The sequence below is a fragment of the Citrobacter sp. C5_2 genome, from assembly GCF_014596845.2.
In the GTDB taxonomy this organism is placed as follows: Bacteria; Pseudomonadota; Gammaproteobacteria; order Enterobacterales; family Enterobacteriaceae; genus Citrobacter; species Citrobacter werkmanii.
Map to the genome: position 1 here is coordinate 2,274,003 of NZ_CP115032.1, position 21,410 is coordinate 2,295,412.

Consider the following 21,410-nt stretch of genomic DNA (forward strand, 5'->3'; position numbering starts at 1 on the left):
CTATATCAAAATTGCCCATAAGCAGAAGAGCAATAGCATCTAATAAGGATCGGTTTTACTTACATGGAGCCTAATTCCATCCTTGCTAATTTGCGCTGATTGTTATTTCTCGCAGTACTTTCAAAGTGATGGTAATAATAAAGTTATGGGGCGTTATTTGCATCAGGGTAAATAACGATGCAGCACTATAAATAAAAGTTAAGGAAAGCAATTATGAAAAAGAATGTGATAGCGAAGACGTTGTCTGCTGCGGCCATTCTCATGGCCTCAAACGCAATGGCCTATGATGGTACGGTTATTTTTAATGGTGAAATCCTCGATTCGGCCTGTACCGTTGATATTGGTGGTAGTAATACGTTGATGGTCGATCTGGGACGTGTCGCTAAAACAGCATTCGTCAGTACTGGCGATGAAGCATCCACCACAAAATTTACGCTACGGCTGAAAGATTGCCCGGCCAGCGTGGCCGCAGCAAAGGTGAAATTTGACGGTGCGCATGACGGTAATGACAGTAGCTTGTTGGCCATCACACAAGGTTCCGGGTCGGCAAGCGGTGTGGCAATACGTCTTAAGACGGCAGACAGTGTGAACTTAGGACTTAATCAGGACAACGGTTATACCTACATGTTATCCAGTACCGCGGATAATAATCTGGATTTCTATGCCGCCTATGTGGCAACTGCTGTGCCTGTTCTTCCTGGCGCGGCTAACGCGGTGGCTAATTTCACTGTTAACTACAACTGATTTACCTGTGCAGTTTTAAGGGCCGGCAAACGGCCCTTTCAGAGGTTTATGATGAGAGTATTACGTTTTTGCATGTTGCCCCTGGTTGCTGTGGCGATCGGTATTACTACTGCGCATGCGGGTGTCTCAATTGGTGGTACCCGAGTTATTTACGATGGTGGAAAGAAAGAGGCTTCGCTGAGCGTTAATAATCCTGATGCGGTTCCTTACTTAATTCAATCGTGGATTGAAACGCAAAGCAACGACGGGGCGAAAGCACCGTTTATCATTACTCCACCGCTTTATCGTTTGGATAAAGGGCAGCGAAACGTAATGCGCATTATTCGCGCAGGTAATTTGCCAGAAGATAAAGAATCTCTGTTCTGGCTCAATATTAAATCGATACCGTCGGCAGAGCGTAAAGATAATACATTACAAATAGCTATCAAAACGCGAATAAAACTGATCTACAGGCCGGTCAGATTAAGCCAGTCAACACCAGATGCGCAGGTAGAAAAACTACGCTGGAAATCGGACGGTAAATTTATTAAGGTGACGAACTCATCCTCATACTTTATTAATTTTAATGAAATTACCGTGGCAGGTAAAAGAATCGAAGACGTCACGTTTGTCGCGCCCGGATGCAGCGCGAGTTTCGCACTACCGACAGGTATTACCGGTGGAGCAATAACCTACAGAATTATTAATGATTACGGCGGGATAAGTGAGGCGTATCACGCCTCACTCTAAAACGCAGTCCGGACGGGAAGATTATGTCAATGATGATAGCCAAGATGATATCTAATCCACTTCCGGTCCGATTATTGCTGTGTATTTTATTAACCGTCGCCAATGTACTGAATGAAGTAAAAGGTCGTGATTACTTTAACCCTGCGTTACTGGAGCGTACAGGATCCACAAATGGCGATGTTGATCTTTCCGGCTTTGAGACAGGACAACAGGCGGAAGGAACATATCATGTTGATATTCTTCTCAATGGAGAGAATGTTGATACCCGCGATGTAGTGTTTACCAGACGGGAAGGGGGAATGCTGGAACCGTGCCTTTCAACAGAGTTGTTGGAGGGCTACGGTGTGAAGACAGCACTATATCCAGGGCTTGTCGGGAACGAGAATTGCGCTGATCTGTCCGCTATTCCTCAGGCTTCCAGCGAACTGTTATTTTCTTCCCAGAAGTTGTTATTGAGTATTCCGCAGGCCGCGCTTTCTTCACCGGCGCGCGGTTATGTTGCACCAGAACAGTGGGATGAAGGTATTACAGCCATGATGCTCAATTACAGTCTCAGTGGGGATAACAGCCGGACAAAGGACACAGGAAACAACAGCAACAGTCAGTACGTTAACCTGCGTCCGGGAATTAACATTGGCCCATGGCGGTTACGTAACTACAGCACCTGGAATAAAGACAGCCAGGGAAATGCGCACTGGGACACCGTCTATAGCTACGTGCAGCGCAATATTATTCCGCTGAAAGCGCAACTGGTACTGGGCGACAGTTCTTCGCCAGCCGACGTTTTTGACAGCATTCCTTTTCGCGGCGGCCAGCTTGCCTCTGATGATGAGATGATCCCGGATTCGCTGAAAGGCTATGCGCCGGTGGTGCGAGGAATCGCCCGAACAAACGCGCAGGTGATCATTCGACAAAATGGTTATCAAATTTACCAAAACTACGTCTCTCCAGGGGCGTTTGAAATAACCGACATGTACCCGACCGGAGGCGCGGGCGATCTTGACGTGAGTATCAAAGAAGCCGACGGTAGTGAACAACATTTTACCGTTCCGTTTGCTTCATTACCCGTGCTGCAACGAGAAGGGCGTCTCAAATATGCCTTGACCGCCGGACGTTATCGCTCATATGACAGTCGGGTTGAGCAGACATCCTTTGTTCAGGGAACGCTGATTTATGGTTTGCCGGCAGGATTCACGGCTTATGGCGGTGTCCAGGGGGCAGATAATTATCGTTCTGTTGCAACAGGTATCGGGAAAAATCTTGGCGTGGTGGGGGCGGTTTCGGCTGATGTTAGCCAGTCCTGGTCCCAGCCACAGAATACGGGGCAACAGCAGGGACAATCCTGGCGCATTCGTTACAGCAAAAACAGCGTGGTAACCGGGACAAACTTTTCGATTGCCGGATATCGTTATTCAACGGCTGGCTATTCCGGGATGCAAGACACTTTTGATTCTTATGGGGCCGGCAGTTCATCGATAGAGAAACGCCGTAATCGCATGGAGGCGACCATCAACCAGTCTCTGGGGGCGTCAGGTGGGTCCCTTTCGCTCAGCGCGGTGCGGGAAGATTACTGGCATTACGCAAAACCATTGCAGTCATGGAGCCTGAGTTATAACAACACCTGGCACGGAATAAGCTATGGGATTAGCTGGATGCAGAGTAAAAATGGTTATTCGGGCAGTAATGCTCGCTACGACAGTGAGAGTTTGGTGGCACTGAACATTAGCCTTCCACTGGAACGCTTTTCGACCAACTCCTGGGCCAGCTATAGCATGAATACCAGCCGTAACAGTGGGACAACGCACAGCGTCGGCTTGAGCGGGATGGCGCTGGAGGGAAATGCTCTGAACTGGAGTATTCGGCAGGGTTATGGTTCCGAGGATGCGGGTTATACCGGCAGCCTGAACGCTGATTATAAAGGCGGGTACGCGGAAGTCAGTGGGGGTTACAGTTATGATCGCAACCTGCAACGGGTGAATTATTCGCTAGCGGGGGGCGTGCTCGCCCACGCCGATGGTGTCACATTTTCACAGCCATTGGGTGAAACCAACGTCTTGATTAAAGCGCCGGGCGCTGCGAATGTCGGTATAAAAAACCAAAGTGGCGCACGCACTGATTTTCGTGGATACACCGTTGTCAGTAACGTCTCTCCCTATCGCAAAAATGATATCGGACTGGAGACGGCAACTATAGCGGATGACGTTGAGCTGGAACTGACCAATAAAATCGTGGTGCCGACCCGTGGCGCGGTGGTTCGCACAGATTTTGTGGCCAACGTAGGATTGCGCGCATTGCTCACGTTACGCCGTGATAACGGAAAGCCTGTGCCATTTGGTGCGATGGTGACGGTCAGAGGTGTTCAGGGGCAAAGCTTCATTGTTGGGGATGATGGCCAGGTTTATTTAAGCGGCATGCAGCCACAAAGCGTACTGGACGTTGTCTGGGGCAATGACAACCAACAACACTGTACGGCTAAATATACTCTGAACAGCGAAGAAAATTATCGTGGTATTACCGTGACTGACAGTCTGTGTCGGTAACTCACTTTATTTATTGAGTCTATTAAGATGAACCGAATTTACGTTCTCTGTATTTTATTATTACTCCCCGGTTTGAGCTATGCCGATAATTGTTCCGTCAATGCGACGCTATTTGGCACAGTTACCATGGGGAATATTATTGTGCAACGCGATGCGCCGGTAGGTAGCGAAATTGCGCGAGCCAGACTTTCCGGGTATGCAAAGCTTGAAGTGGATGCTCCCGACAGGCCAACGTCATGCAGTGGCGGTTATACGTTTAATTATTTATCGGCAACGAACTCGCCAATAAATAATGTATTTAACACTAACCTCGATGGTGTGGGAATTCGTGTATCAGTTTTACCTGGTAGTTTTGTGCTGCCATCCAACGGTACGGCTTACATTTATAATCTCGGTTTTTACGATGTAATGTTAATTAAAACCGGGAAAATAACCCCTGGGTATTTAACGCCGGGAGTAATAATGCAGGGATGGTTCATCACACCAGATAATTATTTTACGCAAATTTCCCTGGATGCAAATACTCAGGTAACGGTATTAGCATGCTCTGTTTCCAGCCAGACGCTGAATTTTAACCTTGGCGACATTAATGCCAGTGAATTCTCTAACCAATCGGGGTTTAACCCGCCGCGTAGCGATAGCCAGAACCTTGGACTTAACTGCGATGCGTCCGCCAACATTAACGTGGAACTCATGGGTACGCAGAACCCCGATGTGGCAAGCGATACGAGCGTGTTGGCGCTGAACGGTCAGGGAACGCAGGGAACTGCAGACGGGGTAGGAATACAAATACTTTATAACAACGTTCCGTTGCAACTGAATAATCGCATTGTATTGAAGCGTTCAACTGGCGGGCAGGAAACGTTGCCGCTGATAGCGCGTTACTACCAGACTAAGCCGGTCGTCAGACCGGGAAGCGCCAATGCAACCGCGACGTTGAATATTACTTACCAATAACAGGGAATAAATAATGTTACCTGGAAAAAGGACGGCCATAGTGATGATGCTCGCATCACCTGCATGGGGGATGGGTGATCCTGTGACGCTCAACATCAACGGCAATGTCAAAACCGCGCCCTGTCAGGTGAGCAGCGACAGTGTGACCAAAACTGTTGATTTAACGCCCGGGCAATCTGTCACCGCTTCATCGTTATACACCGCGGGGTCGACCACGCCGTGGGTCGCTTTTGAATTAAGTGTTGAACAGTGTCCAACTGGGACAAGCCGTGTAACAGTATTATTTAACGGCAATGCCGATAGCGACCATCCCAATGATATGTACCGGAATATCGGTACCGCCTCACCCGTAGCAATCCAGGTACAGGCGAGCGATGGTGCGCCCCTTGGCGACGGAAAATCATTAACCGCAAATATTTCCAATCAGCGCTATACATGGCGTTTGCGCGCCAGAATCTATAGTGAGCAAGGGCTGGTAACGCCTGGAACCATCAACTCTGCGATTACTATTTCTATGACCTACCAATAAACTAAAGCAGGCGCCTTAATGAACATCAGCATCCGCTGTGATGACAATATGTATAAATTGGGATTGATCGCATTACTAAGAGAAATGTTTTCACTGGAAATGGCCCAGCAAACGCTGAGTATTCAGAATTTTGACTCTAAAAATAGGGCAACTGATGATGTGATGATTTTAATGCTCAGCCCCGGTGAACATTATCTTTGCCATTCAGAATTCTTTACCCGATCTCCAGGGCTTATTGTGGGTTTAATTGACAGGGCGCATATTCCTGCGCGTGGCGAAGTGCCTTCATGTATCAACCATATTGTTTTTATTCCTCACGATACTCCGGCCAGTCAAATGGGGACGGTGATTAAACATCACTGGTCCTTAGCGAAAAATGCAAATTTAACCAATAAGGGGCGCTCTTGCTTAGGTTGCCCACATAAAACATTCACGGCGCAGCAGCATCAGTTAATTCGTTTATTATTGTCAGGGCTCACGTCAAAGCAAATTGGTTTGCATATGCATATTTGTCAGAAAACGGTGCTGGCACACCGTCGAGCCTTAATGAACAAATTTAGGTTGAGGTCGGATTGCGAATTATTACAATTCCTCATCGCTGCACAGGAAAAGAGGGTTTTCAGCGCAGAGAAACCCGCAGCGAGTGAAGAAACAATAGCTCGGCCAGTTGCACCTGATGCAGAATTGTACATGATCCCGGTGAGCTGCAGATAGAAAGCCACCTGCTTCGCAAGTGGCTTATGCTCAAGGTTACTTAGGGGGCTTAGCCTGGATAAATTCCGCGATCTTTACGTGCCAGCAAAATACGCTCACAGGCGACAATATAGGCGGCGGTACGCAGAGAGCAGGATTTCTCGGCGGCTTTTTCCCACACGTGCACCATCGCATCGGTCATGATTTTATCCATGCGTTGGTTGATCTCTTCTTCGCTCCAGAAGAAGCTTGCCATGTCCTGAACCCATTCGAAGTAGCTGACGGTAACGCCGCCGGCGTTACAAACTACGTCAGGAACAACCACAATACCGCGGCTTGCCAGAACGTCGTCGGCATCCGGATAGGTTGGACCGTTGGCGCCTTCGAGTATCAGTTTACAGGTCAGCGTTTCAGCGCGGTGACGGGTGATCTGACCTTCGAGCGCGGCAGGGATCAGAATGTCCATCTCCAGGCTCCAGAAAGCCTCGCTGGCGATGGTTTCAGCACCCGGGAAACCAGCAATCTGTTTGTGCTCCAGTTGCCAGGCTGACAGCGCGGACATGTCGATGCCGGTAGCGTTAAACAGCGTCGCGGTGTGATCCTGAATAGCGACTACGCGTGCACCAGCTGCCGCGAAAAGACGGGCGGCTTCACTGCCGACGTTACCAAAACCTTGCACCGCGACGCGAGCGCCTTCAACGTCGATATTGGCACGACGAGCCACTTCCAGACCGCTGACAAAAACGCCGCGACCGGTGGCTTTATCACGGCCTAACGAGCCGCCGAGGTGAATAGGTTTACCGGTGACCACGCTGGTCACGGTGGTGCCGTGGTTCATGGAATAGGTATCCATCATCCAGGCCATCACTTTACCGTTTGTACCCACATCCGGCGCAGGGATGTCTTTCTGTGGTCCAATAATAATGCCGATTTCGCTGGTATAGCGACGGGTCAAACGCTCCAGTTCGCCTTCAGACAGTGAGAACGGATCGACGCGCACACCACCTTTGGCACCGCCGTACGGCAGATTCAATGCTGCGCATTTGATGGTCATCCATGCGGACAGGGCCATCACTTCATTAAGATCAACATCAGGATGAAAACGCACACCGCCTTTGCCCGGACCGCGGGAAAGGTTATGTTGCACGCGATACCCTTCAAAATGACGGATAGTCCCGTCATCCATTTGTACCGGGATATCGACAATCAACGCGCGTTTTGGGTGACGCAGGGTATCCACCCAATGGGAAAGTTCGCCCAGGTAAGGGGCCACACGCTCGATTTGTTGCAGGTAGGTATTCCAGGCAGATGTGCTGCTATCTGAAGCGTAAGATAACTTATCCATGATAAACCTTAGTTATAAAAGTAATATGTTCTTAATTTGGCCGTGGTATACAGTGAATCTCACCATATACACCTAAATTTAACATTTTTTTCAAAGGACGGCCTGCTTGCCCAGCTCAGTTTATCTGTATTATTAGTGTGGGCTTTAGATGTTTGTTGAATAGTTATACTTTCAATGTGGTGTTTATTGAAAATATTTGCTTTTAAAATGGGTTAATATGCATTTGTTGTGAAATTCATAATTTGTCAGATTTATGACGCACCTCTAAAAGTAAACAATATGATAATAAAATGTATTTTCCTTATTGCTTTTTAGCGGGGCGTCAATAGGTAACGACAACGGTAACGGTATCGGCATAGTTGTCGGGTGTGTAGTTCGCGCTGGGAACGGTGGCGTAAACCGGGTACGCCGTGGTTGTACCCGTGCCGTTACCCGCGACGGTATTGAGCGCTGTATTGCCCCAGACCGTACCGGAAGGTCCTGGCGTTGAGCTAAGCTGGTAGGGGACTTTATCGGCATTCGTCCCCGTCCCGGTCATTTGACCGCTACCCGCCGTATTCCCGTTGGAGGGTTGCAGACCGATGGTGTAAGGGGTGTTATTAGAGCATGCGACGCCTACGGTATTTGAAGCCGTCAGATTACGTCCGGTGGCCTTTGTTGGCGTAAAGCTGATATTAGTTGCCGAGGTGATGTTGCATTGCTTGCTGACAGCCGCTGATACGGTGAAAGGAAACCTGGCGGCAACGGTATCGCCACAGGTGGTGGGCGGCAAAACCAGGCCGGGATTGAGCGTGACAAATGCTGTCGCCGTCGTATAGCTATCCTGATAGTTTCCTGGTACAGCTGCGGTTTGCGGGGTGACTATCTGGGCAGAGACCGTTAGTGAACCAGTGACTGGCGTGAGATTGAGCAAGTTAAGTTGCACCATCGGAAACGTGGTCCCCGTCTGGTATTGGCTACCCCAGACATTCGTGCCATTGGCACCCTGATACAGCTGATAGGTCAACGTTCTGCTCGGGTTGCCGCTTAACGACATATTTCGGGGTGTCACCTGACCACTGACGGCCGAGGCGCCAATATTAAAACACAGATTGATCCCCGCCAGCGTGTCACCAAGCTCTTTGGTACAGGTGTAGCTGAACGTCATTGTTGACGTAGTCCCGGTGGTTGACAGCGGATTTACCGGGCCAAAATTGATGGGTTGGACATTGCTCACCGAACAGGTCACCGCAGGGCTAATCGCCGGATAAAAGAGCACGGCAGCGATGAGTAATAGCTGTCTTAACCTCATGAGCGTACTCCTGTTATTGTGGCCGGCAAACCAACGGGCCTATTTGTACAATCCCTTTCGCTGAGGCGGGATAGTCAAATTGCACGCGACATCTCCCCGTCTCCGTATCGACGCGGAGCGTATTGTGGTGCTCCAGAGTGTCGAACCAGGTCATGCCGTCAAAGCCAACGACTGACGATTGTCCTGCTCCGCTGGTGGCGTACGCCATACTCCCCTCCGGAATTGGTTTCCCCTGGTCGTCAACGAGGATAACCTGCGCGGCGCGTACGGGAGTGATGCCGAAGCTAACCAGCGTACCGGAACGGTCCGCAGGCGTTGCATTTGTTTCAACGCGGGCGATCCGCATATTGGCGGGGAGATCCATCGGGTCAATACTGATCAAATTATTTTGATAACTGTTCAGTGGGGTGACCAGCAGCAGACCCTGGTCGTCGCTACGACCGATCAGGTTATTTTGCAATTTGATCGGCACATCGGGGACACCGTCAGTTGAAACCACGGCAAAACCATTATTGATTTCTCGCGCTGCAAACACGCCGCCTCCCATGGACACCAGCGATCCGGTGGCACCCACATAGCCGTAATGGTTATCCGGTAAACGGCTGAGTCCCGCATAGGCTTTGCCGTAACGCCCCAGGAATCCTACTTCACCCTGACCACTTTGCCGGGAACTCTGCTGACTGGCTGCCAGATTCCACCCCCAGCCGCCGTCAGCAGGTGGCGTCCGGCTGGCATTGAACTGGTAGCCGGTTTCATCGTTGGTGCGTTGTATGGTGCTGCTGGCGCTCAGGTTATTTTCAGTCGTTATCGTCACCATCAGATAGAGGCTGCGATCGCGGTTATCATCAATATTCTGGTTGAACCCAGCATTGAGTGAAATGTTATCCGTGATGGTTTTAAACCAACTGGCGTTGACATAACGCACCGCGTTTTCGTGCGGATAACGAAACTGCAGATAGCTCAGGCTAACGTTACCGGCAGTTTCCAGCGAATAGCCAATTACCGTGTTGCTGCTGAGCGTGGGCGGCGGCTCGCCATAATGAGTGGCAACGTCACGATAATCGCCCGATGTTGCGGTGGTACTGGTACTGAAATTAAAGCGTTCGCCGGACCAACGATAACCAAAACTGTACAGAAATCCGCTTGTTCCTGAGTCGGTACTTGCGGCCAGGGCGGTAGAAAATGTCCCGCTACGGGTCCCTGGGATCCAGTCGTTACCGAATCCCGTATTGATAAGTCCATCGCTGGCTTCAGCATGAGTACCTGCCGTGAACGTGTTGCTGAATCCGCGACGCCATGTCCCACTTAACACTGGCGCGCTGGCATACTCAAATGAGGAGTAACCATAATTTTTGCGTACCATGCCCAACTCTGCTGACCAGGCTGTTAATCCTTCCCGTAAAAGCTGTTGGTCATTGTAGAACGAAAAGTTTTGCACACTCGTTCTGCCCAGCGCATCCGTCATCATCACCTGGCCCGTCCCCGCGCCGCTGATATTGGGCATGGTGTTGATCTGGAAACTCCCTGCAGGGACTTCTCCGTTGTAGTACCTGACGCCGTCGACATACAGTTCCACGCTTGAGGGTAGCGTCGCTGAGCCAAGGTATGCGGGGAGCGGGGTAGTTGGCATATAAGGCTGCAATCCAAAATCGCTTCCTATCTGAATACCACCGATGCGGGTTGGTCGTGACCAGATGAGTGAACTTGTCAGGGTATCGCCAATGGTCACTGCCAACATGGTTTCGGGAAATGACGATCGCCAACTGGTATCAAGACGCGCAAAGCTGTTATCTGCATATTCCTCGTTGGCGTATTGCGTCAACTGGGTTGTACTTAGCACACCTGAAGCATTAAACGCGCGTAGTTCGCTAAAGGTATTCACTGCGCTTTCATCTCCCTGCTGGGCGTATATATCGTAATTAAGCAGCGCTCCGCGTGATGTTGTCACCGACGGCGCAGGCGTTACAGGCGAGTTAAGCTGAGTGATAGCAAGGTCGAGTGAACTTAATGGCGCGGTGAGCGAGAGCGTTTGCAACTGAACGTTGTAGTCAACGGTTAGTTGGGGGATATCGTTCAGGCAGACAGGGGCAATGGCATCTGGCGCAAAGCGGAAACCCATTTGTCGCAGAGTGTCTGTGCCTGCATAGAGCTTTCCATTGTCATAGCCAAAATGTACCAGCCCGACGGGATTTCCGTTCAGGGTGACATCGAGATAGAGATCGATACCCGCGAGTCGGCGTGCGTCATTAATAACATTCTTTTCATTCAGATTATTATTCAGCGTTTGTGCACAAACCATTCCCGATATTAATACTCCATTGAGAAAGCAAAACCTCACCAGAAACCAGGATCTCTTACAGATCTTGTACTGTTTTTTGGCCATTGATTGTTACTTCAACTTTCCCGCCGTAATGTGTATCACGGGCCGACGGAGAGACTACCCAGCGCATTGTGGAACCTGGAAGAACATAACCTAACAGTCCCGGCGTAATAACTTTCTTAGTGCCGTTAGGGGTTATATAGGTTGCAGCAGATAATTGCGCATGCCCATTTCCCTGATTACTGACTTCAATAAATTTTTTGCCATTGAGTTGTTGCAATTTCCATTGTAGTTTTGCTTCTGCTGGTGCTGTTGAGACCGGTTGGATGAAAACGGGCACGGAATAATGCAATACAAACTGAAGTTTATTTTTTTGTACTTTTGCTGGCGGCAACTCATCAATTGATAACCGATAGGCATCTTCAGTATGTGTCGATGGCGGACCTGTGCGAATAACGCGAATCAACTGGCGTTCTCCGGGGGCTAATGCCAACATCGGTGGGCTAATGACCAGTCCTTGAGAGGGTGAGAGTCTGTCGCTATACGCGTTCTGAGTCCAGTGAAAAACCCGAACCTGGGCATTAAGCATATTTTCCCCTGCGTTGCTAAGCCAGATACCATCGGCGTTTTGCGTCGCTTGCAAGGTTAACGTAACGGGGGCTATTTGCAGCCCGCTGGCGGCAGCAAATTTTACGCTCACAACCATCCCTAGCAGGCATGCGCAGGCACACTGCTGAACAGGCAGTTTTATTCTCATGTGGTTACCTGAGGCTAGTAATTAACGTTAACTGTTACCGTATCGGCATAGTCGTCAGGAGTGAAGTTGGCGCTCGGAGCGGTGGCATAAACAGTAAACGTCTGCGCCTGGCCGGTGCCCGTCGCCGCCACGCCGTTTCCTTGCGTGGTGTCAGTGGCGGTATTTCCCCACACAGGACCTGTTGCTGATGTTCGGTTCAGTTGATAGGGCACTTTATCCGTATTGGTGGCGGCGTTAGCCACGGAGGACATTGCCCCAGAACCTGTCGTCGTTCCGCCATTGGCGGCTGAAGGTGCCAGACCAATAAAATAGGGGGTAGTCTTTGAACAATTAATGGAAATGGTATTACTTGCACTGGTATTTGTTGCTGTAGAATTGACAGGCAAAAGAGTGATGTTTGAAGCTGAACCGGCGGTAACGGTGCATGCCTTCTGAATCGTCATCAATACCTGAAACGTACCACTGGTCGTCGCTGCATTTGCCACTGAAATAATGGAAAAGGTGCAGCATAAAAGAATCAAGCGTTTGTCCAGGACCAGAGCCATATCTTTAACCTTTTTCAAATAACCACATTTATTACTGTAGAAAAACAATAATGTGGCACAAGAAGACATGATTTAACCCTAGGATAAGTATTAGTCGTCCGCCAGTTGATCTAATAAATTTTACTTAGGAAAAAGGTGATGCCACCTACAAAAAAATAATACCAATGAGTGAGTATGTTTTTTTTTCTGCTACCCATGCCGCAGGCTCCTGGCAGATAAGATCATCATGCGTACAGCGGTCAGAAGGGGGGGGGAAGAAAGCTTTGAATGGTCGTATTAACGCATTCTGTCTTTACGGCGTCCGTCGGCTTAAGGCCCGTGGAAAATAACTTTGTATCCCTGCTCATTCCAGTGTTGCAGCAGTTCATTTTGTCGTCTGGTTGGCGCCGTACCGGTCCAGACGAAAAGCGTTTGCCCGGGGAATAACTCAGGACGTGGTGTTTCAATAGGCTCTGCAAGAATGGCGATATGCCACCCGGATTGCGATAAGCGCCAGGCCTCAAGCCATAAACGGGTTCTGTCTTCAACATCCCAGGCCATCAGAATGGCATCTTTCCCTGACTTGCGACGCGTTTCTGACAGGAGTACCGCAACATATTCGATCAGCGCACCGTCAAGCATGCTGTTCATTATGCGAGAGGTATTATGATCAAGTATGAGTCGCTGGCGTACAGGAAGGTAGACTCGGTCAATCAACGCATCGACCGGATACGCGCGGCCAAGAGAGAGCATTTTGGCCCGCAGCTTCGGCGGATTGGCCATCCGCAGAATGCTCATCATCTCTTCCTGCAATTGATTCCAGTCATCATCAGTTTCGCGGGTACTGGTTTCCAGTAAGGCTTTCACTTTCCCGACAGGTGTACCATTGCTAATCCAACGTTTGATTTCTTCAATACGTTGAATATCCTCTTCATCAAAGAGTCGGTGTCCGCCTTCGCTTCGTTGAGGTTTGAGTAAACCGTAGCGTCGTTGCCATGCCCGAAGGGTTACAGGATTTATCCCGCAACGTTCTGCGACGTCGCCGATGCTGTAATAAGCCATAGTTCCCCCAAACACTCCTGATTCTCCGTCACCGATATGCGGTTCCTGTCACTTTGTACAACATGCATCAAATTGTACAAAACATACAGAGCATTCTAGCAAAATTAAGATTTACTTTACTATCACGCGTGAGAATATTGCTGGCTTTAACCTCAGAAAAGGGGGGAGGTAACAAATGACTTTCATAATCCATTGAATATTAATGATTTATTGTGTGGCGATTTATTTTCTCTCAGGCCATGCCACAGAAGGGGTACCGTTCAGCAAGGCTGCTGCAAATAAGTTACCCTGGAAAAGCTCGATCCCAGCGGATTCAAGCCACATCCATTCTTCGGGTTTTTCAATGCCAACGGCTGAAAGCTGAATCTCAAGTGAAGTACAGCATTTAATGATCGCCTGAATGATGGCCTGTCTTGGGCCACTTTTATGGACATCAGCAATGAGTTCTCGACTGATCTTTATTCTGTCCGGCTGGAAACGAGACAGAAGTAAAAGCCCGGCATAACCCGCGCCAAAATGATCAACTGCCACACAAATCCCTGCCGCTTTAAGTGATTTTACCGCCTGTGCAAAAGCATCAAAGCGGGAGATGACTTCGCTCTCGGTAAATTCCACGATGATTTGTTCAGGGACCAGTCCATTTGCGGCTATTTCATGAATCAGAAAGTTAACAGCGTCGGGTCTGTTCACCAGCGTCATGGGTAACAGATTGACTGACAACATTTTTTCACCAAGATTCAGAGCGCTGGCCATGGCAAATGCCGTCTTTTTACTTTCCAGATCCGCTGTGTACATCTCTTCCGTGCTTAATTTGTCAAAGTACGCTGCCGGAGTTTCCCCATCTTTACCACGAATAAGCGCTTCCAGAGCGATAACGCGTTGTGACATAGGGTCGATAATTGGTTGAAAGGCAAAGGTGTAGTCGGTATTTGACGCGAGCTCTGCTTCATTAAGGGTTGTATAACTTTTATCGGTAATAAAATCCCAGAAATCGGCAGCAGGGATTTCAAAATAAGTCGATTTTTCCGTTGCCAGTACGAATGTCCGGAAAAACTGCAATGCCCGGTCATCATAGGTGAGCTGGAATTTTGACGTCCCCTGATTCAGTACAGCTTGTAAGACCTCAGCTCGTTCATGTTTTTGTAAATCAAATAACTCCATCCCGACCTTCCCAAACCGGCGAGCAGGAGCATAATCGCACATCAGCTCGACAATATTGTAGTGCCGTGAGTCGTTACAGATACAACGATAAATCTCCTTCACTTGCTCCTCTGGGCCTTCGAGCAGCTGGAAAAAATGCTGGCCGTTAAAGAGCAAGATCCCTGTAACATCAGAGCGCCTGTTTTTCAGATTTGCGGCCATCACCATATCCTCAATCGCACAGAGGGGGGCGTCATCACGTAGATGGCTACGGTAAATAATGGTCGTGAGCATGGACAGTCCGGGATTAAGGGATGAGGTGAGGTAAGGACAGTATCAGACAAACGCGGTTATGTCCTGATTTTCAATACATTATTTTAACCATAAATTTACACGTGTAAGGCTATACAGACGTCGTAGCCGCTCCCGGGAAACAAAGGCTGTACAGTGCCAGGAGGGGTTGAACTTTTTATTTTCACTCTAATTCATTGAAAAATATCATATAGCACTTTATGTTAAAATTTGCTTTATCTTCGTGTACACATTTTTGGTACAACTTTGCTACTGTTATAAAACTTAATACTCATCAGCATTTTGTTACAGGAGCAACATATGCAGCAGCACAGAGTTCTCACTGATTCCGCAAACGCAATTTCTCGTTACTTTGCAAAAGCGCATCTTCCTACACAGCAGGAAACATTGGGAGAAATCGTCACTGAGATACTAAAAGATGGACGCAACCTGAGCCGAAAGTCACTCTGTGCCAAGCTTTTGAACCGTCTTGAAAAAGCATCTGGTGAGGACGAACAGAAGCATTACAATGCCCTAATCGGCCTGCTCTTCGAATAAAGGGACACCCTAAAACATATAAATGGGGAAAGTAGTGAAGTAGTTATGAAGAAAACTGACCATGAACGCTTGAAACACGAAATTACAGGTTTAGCTGTTATACAGATTTTGCGCATGAACACGGTAATATCATTACCCGCATTGATTAAGCAATTACGTCTTATGAAGGCAAGTGAAGTGGATGCCGGGCGTAGACATCTTATTGACAGCATAATTCATGATTTCACAGATTCTAATCCGGCAAGGATGAACCCCAAACCGGAAAGAACTGTTGATGAGAGTGTATTCAGTGGCAGTAAAAAGCCTAAATTACATTAGAGACCATTTTCCATACTATACAAGCGAGGTGACTATGCTTCAGGAAATGAATGTTCACAGAGCAATTGCAGATAAGGCTTTGTCGAGTTACTTCCGTAATGCCGGTGAGCTATTAGCAGATGAATCCGTTGTATTGGGGCAGGCAGTAACAAATGTGATTTTAGCTGGCGATAATGTTAATAATAAAAACATCATTTTAAGCCTAATCGCTTCCCTGGAATCGACAACAGATGTTGTTCAGGCTGATATCATCAGAAAAACACTGGAAATAGTGTTGCGCTATACAGCTGACGACGTCTAATAAAATTATTATATAATCATGAAGCTCCAGCATCCATAGTATGTGCTGAGTATTTGTATACTTTGAATTAAGACTACACATAGCATCTTCACATTCTTAGACCACATTATTATGGGCTTGATATGATTAATTCAATTCCGGAAAATTATATTTTCCAGTGCGCTTTATACAAGAATTTAGAGCGCAATGTGATGTTAAAAATGGGTTATGTCAGTGATGATGTTCTTGTTCAGGCGCTCAGTGCACAGTTGAAGAATGAGAAGAATGCTATATTAACCGATCTTTATATGCAGATTATGAGTCACTTTCAACCAGCTATTCGTTCTGAACCCCGTCAGGTTAATTGTGATTTTTTAGAGGTCATAAATGATGAATACAGTTCAGGAACACGCCAGACAAGCACACTTGTGGATTGATGATGTTTTTATCAGGCAAGGTCTGGAGAATATTCTCGCTGATATAGAGTATAAAGATAAGAATGTGCGTCTAGTTTTCTTTACGATCAACTACTTCAACACTGTAAAAAAACAAAAGTATGATCTCAGGACGCATCGGCTGGTGCTTCTGATTGATGGTCATCTGTATCAGTACCTCAATGAACTTTCATTCTACAGGCTTCCTGTAGACAGTGGCGTAGCCTCAATCAAAAAATTTATCGCTGAAATTATCAGCATTGATACTGAACACGACCAGCAAGCTGAAATAAATATCGTCCTGACTGAACGGGATAAATACATCTTAACGCAATTAGGGGAAGGGCGGACAATTTCTGAAATTTCTGGCTTGCTGAACCTGCACTTAAAAACGATTTACCTGAGCAGGCAGAATCTGATCAAGAAACTTGGTTGTTCGGGGTTGATTGATTTTCAAGGAATACTGCAAACTCCAATATTCAGGCACTGGCTGGAACATGCCTGAGTAAATTACAGGTGTGGATTTAAAAAAGGCTAAAATGAAAAATCCACGCCGCGGCGTGGATTTTGAAATCTCATTGTTAAACGCGTCTAGACGTTGAACAGGAAGTTCATCACATCGCCATCTTTCACGATGTAATCTTTCCCTTCCGCACGCATCTTACCGGCTTCTTTCGCGCCTTGCTCACCTTTGTAGGTGATGAAGTCTTCAAACGCGATAGTCTGTGCACGGATGAATCCTTTCTCGAAGTCGGTGTGGATTTTACCGGCCGCCTGCGGAGCGGTAGCGCCGACAGGGATGGTCCATGCACGTACTTCTTTCACCCCCGCGGTGAAATAGGTCTGCAGATTCAGCAGCTCATAGCCTGCGCGGATCACGCGGTTCAGTCCCGGTTCTTCCAGGCCCATCTCGGCCATAAACTCTTCACGGTCGGCGTCGTCCAGCTCTGCGATGTCGGCTTCAACGGCGGCGCAAACAGCTACCACTACGGAACCTTCGGCAGCGGCGATTTCGCGCACCTTGTCGAGGTACGGGTTGTTTTCAAAACCGTCTTCGTTGACGTTGGCGATATACATGGTCGGCTTCAGCGTCAGGAAGCTCAGGTATTTGATGGCCGCTTTATCTTCGTCAGTCAGATTTTTCAGCGCGCGCAGCATTCCGGCGTTTTCCAACTGCGGCAGGCATTTTTCCAGGGCAGCCAGTTCAGCTTTGGCGTCTTTGTCGCCGCCTTTGGCTTTTTTCTGTACGCGATGAATAGCGCGTTCACAGGTATCCAGATCGGACAGCGCCAGTTCGGTATTGATAACATCAATATCGTCAGCCGGATCCACTTTGTTATTAACGTGGATGATGTTGTCGTTCTCAAAGCAGCGCACCACGTGGCCGATAGCTTCGGTTTCGCGGATGTTAGTCAGGAACTGGTTACCCAGACCTTCACCTTTAGAGGCGCCTTTTACAAGGCCCGCGATATCAACGAATTCCATCGTGGTTGGCAGGATGCGCTGCGGTTTGACGATTTCGGCCAGCTGATCCAGACGCGGATCGGGCATCGGGACAACACCCGTGTTCGGCTCGATAGTACAGAACGGGAAGTTTGCCGCTTCAATACCCGCTTTTGTGAGCGCGTTGAACAGGGTGGATTTGCCTACGTTTGGCAAACCGACGATACCGCATTTGAATCCCATGTTTAAATCACCTTAATCTTTTGATATTCAATCTGTTATGGAAAACAGATTGTAGAAAAGTAAATAACTTCGCCTATTATACACAGCACGCGAGCAAAATGCCGCACATCGCTGCTTATTGCGCTTTAAAGGTATGTAACCGGCTCGTTGCTTTAGTCAGGCCATCTTTGAACAAAATCTCGGTACAACGGACCGCTTCGTCAATCGCTTCATCAATTAACTTCTGTTCAGAAACAGGTGGTTTGCCTAAAACAAACCCGACAACTTTGTTTTTATCGCCCGGATGGCCAATTCCAACGCGTAAACGATGAAAGTTAGGGTTATTGCCTAACTTGCTGATGATGTCCTTCAGGCCATTATGTCCGCCATGACCACCGCCAAGCTTAAATTTCGCCACCCCTGGCGGCAGGTCTAGTTCGTCATGCGCAACCAAAATTTCATCAGGGTTAATGCGATAAAAACTGGCCATCGCGCCGACCGCCTTGCCGCTCAGATTCATAAATGTGGTCGGCACCAGCAGGCGGACATCTTCGCCTTCGAGCGTAACCCTGGAGGTGTAGCCGAAGAATTTCGGCTCATCGCGCAGGGGAGCGCGTAGTCTCTCTGCCAGTAGATCAACATACCAAGCACCGGCGTTATGCCGCGTTGCCGCATACTCTGCGCCGGGGTTTGCCAGACCGACAATCAATTTAATCGTCACGTGTTTTGTCCTGAATGTATCTATAAACGACGTGTAGTTTACTGTCTGACGCTGCGCTTGACAAAAAACTGCGTGCTTATCCTCGAAAACTGAATAATTGCGAAACTGGACTATTAGAAATTGAGTGTGTTCAGTAGCTTATTTGTAAAGTTTTGTTGCGCGGGTGTTTGTAATTGTGATCGCTCCCGCACTTGCGAACGGCAGTGTTGTCTATACTTTACACATAAGGATTAGGGGTATTCCCTGTAACAACCCAAAGTTCCGGAGGTGACACATGAAACGCAAAAACGCTTCGTTACTCGGTAACGTGCTCATGGCTTTAGGGTTGGTGGTGATGGTGGGTGGCGTTGGTTATTCTATTTTAAACCAACTGCCGCAATTTAATCTGCCACAGTTTTTCGCACATGGTGCCGTGCTCAGTATTTTTGTCGGCGGAGTTCTCTGGTTAGCGGGGGCCAGAGTAGGCGGGCACGAACAAATCAGTGACCGTTACTGGTGGGTACGTCATTATGACAAACGCTGCCGTCGCGGTGATACCAATCATCGTCACAACTAAATAGCCTCTCCGCTGCGAGAGCCACTGTTTGCGGGCAGAGTCCTGGTTGAAAACCAGTCCTCTGCTTGTTCATGTTGTCCTGGATAAATGCGCTTATCTTCGCTGCGCATTTGCAGAGATGTTATTCGAATAATCGATAATGTAACGTCTTAACCGCGCTATCCGCCGCGTCGGCCGGTAACAAAATGCACAGGTTATCGTTTGATGCGCCGTGGCAAATCATGCGTACCGTATGCTCTTCGAGCCAGGCAAAAACGTCTTTGCAAACCCCCGCAGCCTGGGTCAGTTTATTGCCCACCAAAGTGACTAATGCCAGTCCGGTTTCCACTTCCACCCGACAGTGGGAGGACAATGCGGTAAACAATGCCGTGCTCAGTATATGGTCCTCACCCGATGTCGCATGAGTGGCGTCCAGCGCCAGCGCAATACAATTTTCTGATGTTGTGACCAAATCCACTGCCACCGCGTGGTGGGATAAAATGGCAAATACCTGCGCCAGAAAAGCACAGGGCGGTTGTGTCTGCAGACTGTGTAATCGTAATAGCGTCTGTTTACGGCGCACGGCGAGTGCCCGATAACGCGGTGGATTATCGGTGGTGTTGTGCACCAGCGTACCACCGGCAGAAGTATCTTTACTTGAGCCAACAAAGACCGGAATGTTTTTCCGCATGGCAGGCAGCAGCGTCGCCGGGTGAAGAACCTTCGCACCGTAGGCGGCCATATCGCTGGCCTCGGAAAATGAGATATGGTCGATCCGTTTGGCCCGTGGTGCAATGCGCGGATCGGTGGTGTAGATCCCGGCAACGTCGGTCCAGATGTCCACGCGTGCGGCGTGCAGCGCCTCACCAAGTAGCGTGGCGGTGTAATCACTCCCGCCGCGTCCCAACGTTGTGGTATGCCCGCCTGCGTCGCGACCAATAAATCCCTGGGTAACCATAATAGCCTGTTCAAGACGCGGGCGCAGATGAGTCTCCACCTGGTAGTGCAGGGTGCTGAGATCCGGTTCAGCGCAGCCGTAGTTCGAGTTGGTACGCATTACGCTGCGGGCGTCAAACCACCCGGCTTCGGCGTGCCGTTCACGTAATACTTCAGTAAACAGCAAAGAGGACATCAGTTCGCCGTGGCTGACTAACTCATCGCTTAGCGCATCGGACGGTGAAACCGTCGCCGCTTCTGCAAGGCGGCGTATGTTGTTGAGAAGATTATCGATTTCCGTGCTGATAACGGACGGCTGCTTCAGGCGGGAAATAATGTTGTATTGGATGGCGCGTAACGTCTCAAGCTTATCTAATTGTTGATGTGTTTCCAGACCTTCAGAAAGCTCGACCAGTAAGTTTGTTACGCCTGCGGAAGCAGACAAAACGACTAAACGGACATCTTGATCAGCAAGAACAATGCTGGCGCTGCGGTTCATCGCATCAAAATCAGCGACGCTGGTGCCGCCAAATTTGGCAACGACGGATGGTGGATAAATGCGAGTCATAACAATCTCATATCAGGGCGCCATAAAAGTATGGCTAGAAAATTTTCATTCTCGGCATAAGGGAACGTACGTTCTCCTTACGAAATGTCCGCCCGCGAACATTTCTGCTGACAACCCAGGGAATACCTGTTGTCGATAACGCGTGTCGCCTGTACGCATTACCGGGTGCTGCGCATTAGTTCTTTATTTACAGAGCCTGTAAATAAGCGCGCCATACTAAGTGATTTATATTTAGGGATCGACTTTTTTATTCGATTTATCGAAAAATAAGTGAAAAATCATGTCGTAGTGAATAAACGCGTACATTATTAATGGTAAAAACATGTAAAAAAATAATAAAAACATGAAAACATCATGGTTTTTATAACATCGTATACGATGCGACTGGCAACAATTTTGTAAAATAAATAGCTATATTTGTTTATGATTTCCTAATGTCGGATGTGCTTTATTCTTTGAATTTTAAGGTAAAA

22 protein-coding genes are annotated in these 21,410 nt (G+C 48.4%); 12 read left to right on the forward strand and 10 right to left on the reverse strand.

Going from position 1 to position 21,410, the window contains the following annotated elements; translation table 11 throughout:
• The first annotated feature begins 213 nt into the window (after window positions 1-213).
• Genes ICA20_RS11095 through ICA20_RS11120 form a run of 6 tightly spaced genes read left to right on the forward strand, consistent with a single transcriptional unit; the run spans window position 214 to window position 6,213 of the window.
• Window positions 214-744 carry a fimbrial protein gene (locus ICA20_RS11095; protein ID WP_038641205.1) on the forward strand — a complete coding sequence of 177 codons (531 nt, stop codon included), beginning with the start codon at window positions 214-216 and terminating at the stop codon, window positions 742-744.
• 51 nt (window positions 745-795) lie between these two features.
• On the forward strand, window positions 796-1,473 hold the full coding sequence (locus tag ICA20_RS11100) for a fimbria/pilus periplasmic chaperone (RefSeq protein WP_038641203.1): 678 nt from the start codon (window positions 796-798) through the stop codon (window positions 1,471-1,473).
• A gap of 29 nt (window positions 1,474-1,502) precedes the next feature.
• Entirely contained in the window at window positions 1,503-4,013 is a 2,511-nt protein-coding gene (locus tag ICA20_RS11105; RefSeq protein WP_051594547.1) for a fimbria/pilus outer membrane usher protein, read from the forward strand.
• A 27-nt stretch (window positions 4,014-4,040) separates the two neighbouring features.
• A complete protein-coding gene (locus ICA20_RS11110) occupies window positions 4,041-4,970 on the forward strand; it encodes a fimbrial protein (RefSeq protein ID WP_129694977.1) in 930 nt (309 codons plus the stop codon).
• Window positions 4,971-4,983: 13 nt separating this feature from the next.
• Window positions 4,984-5,499, forward strand: a complete 516-nt coding sequence (locus ICA20_RS11115; protein WP_038641199.1) for a fimbrial protein — start codon at window positions 4,984-4,986, stop codon at window positions 5,497-5,499.
• 18 nt (window positions 5,500-5,517) lie between these two features.
• On the forward strand, window positions 5,518-6,213 hold the full coding sequence (locus ICA20_RS11120; protein ID WP_051594521.1) for a helix-turn-helix transcriptional regulator: 696 nt from the start codon (window positions 5,518-5,520) through the stop codon (window positions 6,211-6,213).
• Between the two features lie 49 nt (window positions 6,214-6,262).
• Here ICA20_RS11120 and ICA20_RS11125 read toward each other — a convergent pair whose 3' ends face one another.
• The 7 genes from ICA20_RS11125 to ICA20_RS11155 form a co-directional block, all read right to left on the reverse strand.
• Window positions 6,263-7,537 (reverse strand): Glu/Leu/Phe/Val dehydrogenase, encoded by a 1,275-nt coding sequence (locus ICA20_RS11125; RefSeq protein WP_038641196.1) that lies wholly within the window; start codon window positions 7,535-7,537, stop codon window positions 6,263-6,265.
• A 322-nt stretch (window positions 7,538-7,859) separates the two neighbouring features.
• Entirely contained in the window at window positions 7,860-8,828 is a 969-nt protein-coding gene (locus ICA20_RS11130) for a spore coat protein U domain-containing protein (RefSeq protein ID WP_038641194.1), read from the reverse strand.
• 13 nt (window positions 8,829-8,841) lie between these two features.
• Window positions 8,842-11,127: a fimbria/pilus outer membrane usher protein gene (locus tag ICA20_RS11135; RefSeq protein WP_038641192.1), complete on the reverse strand. Its 2,286-nt coding sequence runs from the start codon at window positions 11,125-11,127 to the stop codon at window positions 8,842-8,844.
• Between the two features lie 55 nt (window positions 11,128-11,182).
• Window positions 11,183-11,905 (reverse strand): molecular chaperone, encoded by a 723-nt coding sequence (locus ICA20_RS11140; protein WP_038641190.1) that lies wholly within the window; start codon window positions 11,903-11,905, stop codon window positions 11,183-11,185.
• A 14-nt stretch (window positions 11,906-11,919) separates the two neighbouring features.
• Window positions 11,920-12,450, reverse strand: coding sequence for a spore coat protein U domain-containing protein (locus tag ICA20_RS11145; RefSeq protein WP_038641187.1), 531 nt, complete (start codon window positions 12,448-12,450; stop codon window positions 11,920-11,922).
• Between the two features lie 309 nt (window positions 12,451-12,759).
• Window positions 12,760-13,491 (reverse strand): MerR family transcriptional regulator, encoded by a 732-nt coding sequence (locus tag ICA20_RS11150; protein ID WP_038641185.1) that lies wholly within the window; start codon window positions 13,489-13,491, stop codon window positions 12,760-12,762.
• A gap of 222 nt (window positions 13,492-13,713) precedes the next feature.
• A complete protein-coding gene (locus ICA20_RS11155; RefSeq protein ID WP_038641182.1) occupies window positions 13,714-14,925 on the reverse strand; it encodes a diguanylate phosphodiesterase in 1,212 nt (403 codons plus the stop codon).
• A 318-nt stretch (window positions 14,926-15,243) separates the two neighbouring features.
• Here ICA20_RS11155 and ycgZ point away from each other — a divergent pair, with 318 nt between their 5' ends.
• From ycgZ to ICA20_RS11180, 5 genes are all read left to right on the forward strand, one after another.
• Complete coding sequence (gene ycgZ / locus ICA20_RS11160; RefSeq protein ID WP_038641180.1) at window positions 15,244-15,480, forward strand: regulatory protein YcgZ; 237 nt, start codon at window positions 15,244-15,246, stop codon at window positions 15,478-15,480.
• Between the two features lie 45 nt (window positions 15,481-15,525).
• On the forward strand, window positions 15,526-15,798 hold the full coding sequence (locus ICA20_RS11165) for a hypothetical protein (RefSeq protein WP_038641178.1): 273 nt from the start codon (window positions 15,526-15,528) through the stop codon (window positions 15,796-15,798).
• Between the two features lie 34 nt (window positions 15,799-15,832).
• Complete coding sequence (locus tag ICA20_RS11170; RefSeq protein ID WP_038641176.1) at window positions 15,833-16,099, forward strand: biofilm/acid-resistance regulator YmgB/AriR; 267 nt, start codon at window positions 15,833-15,835, stop codon at window positions 16,097-16,099.
• A gap of 122 nt (window positions 16,100-16,221) precedes the next feature.
• Entirely contained in the window at window positions 16,222-16,515 is a 294-nt protein-coding gene (locus tag ICA20_RS11175) for a hypothetical protein (RefSeq protein WP_038641174.1), read from the forward strand.
• On the forward strand, window positions 16,466-17,017 hold the full coding sequence (locus ICA20_RS11180; RefSeq protein WP_038641172.1) for a LuxR C-terminal-related transcriptional regulator: 552 nt from the start codon (window positions 16,466-16,468) through the stop codon (window positions 17,015-17,017). Before ICA20_RS11175 ends, ICA20_RS11180 begins: the two co-directional genes overlap by 50 nt.
• An 86-nt stretch (window positions 17,018-17,103) precedes the next feature.
• Here ICA20_RS11180 and ychF read toward each other — a convergent pair whose 3' ends face one another.
• Entirely contained in the window at window positions 17,104-18,198 is a 1,095-nt protein-coding gene (gene ychF, locus ICA20_RS11185; protein WP_038641169.1) for a redox-regulated ATPase YchF, read from the reverse strand.
• A 115-nt stretch (window positions 18,199-18,313) separates the two neighbouring features.
• Entirely contained in the window at window positions 18,314-18,898 is a 585-nt protein-coding gene (gene pth, locus ICA20_RS11190) for an aminoacyl-tRNA hydrolase (RefSeq protein ID WP_038641167.1), read from the reverse strand.
• 274 nt (window positions 18,899-19,172) lie between these two features.
• Between pth and ychH the strand changes: the two genes are divergently transcribed.
• On the forward strand, window positions 19,173-19,454 hold the full coding sequence (ychH, locus tag ICA20_RS11195) for a stress-induced protein YchH (protein WP_003833480.1): 282 nt from the start codon (window positions 19,173-19,175) through the stop codon (window positions 19,452-19,454).
• A gap of 121 nt (window positions 19,455-19,575) precedes the next feature.
• On the opposite strand, the gene lysC is transcribed toward ychH, so the two are convergent.
• Entirely contained in the window at window positions 19,576-20,937 is a 1,362-nt protein-coding gene (gene lysC, locus ICA20_RS11200) for a lysine-sensitive aspartokinase 3 (protein WP_038641166.1), read from the reverse strand.
• Window positions 20,938-21,410 lie beyond the last annotated feature (473 nt).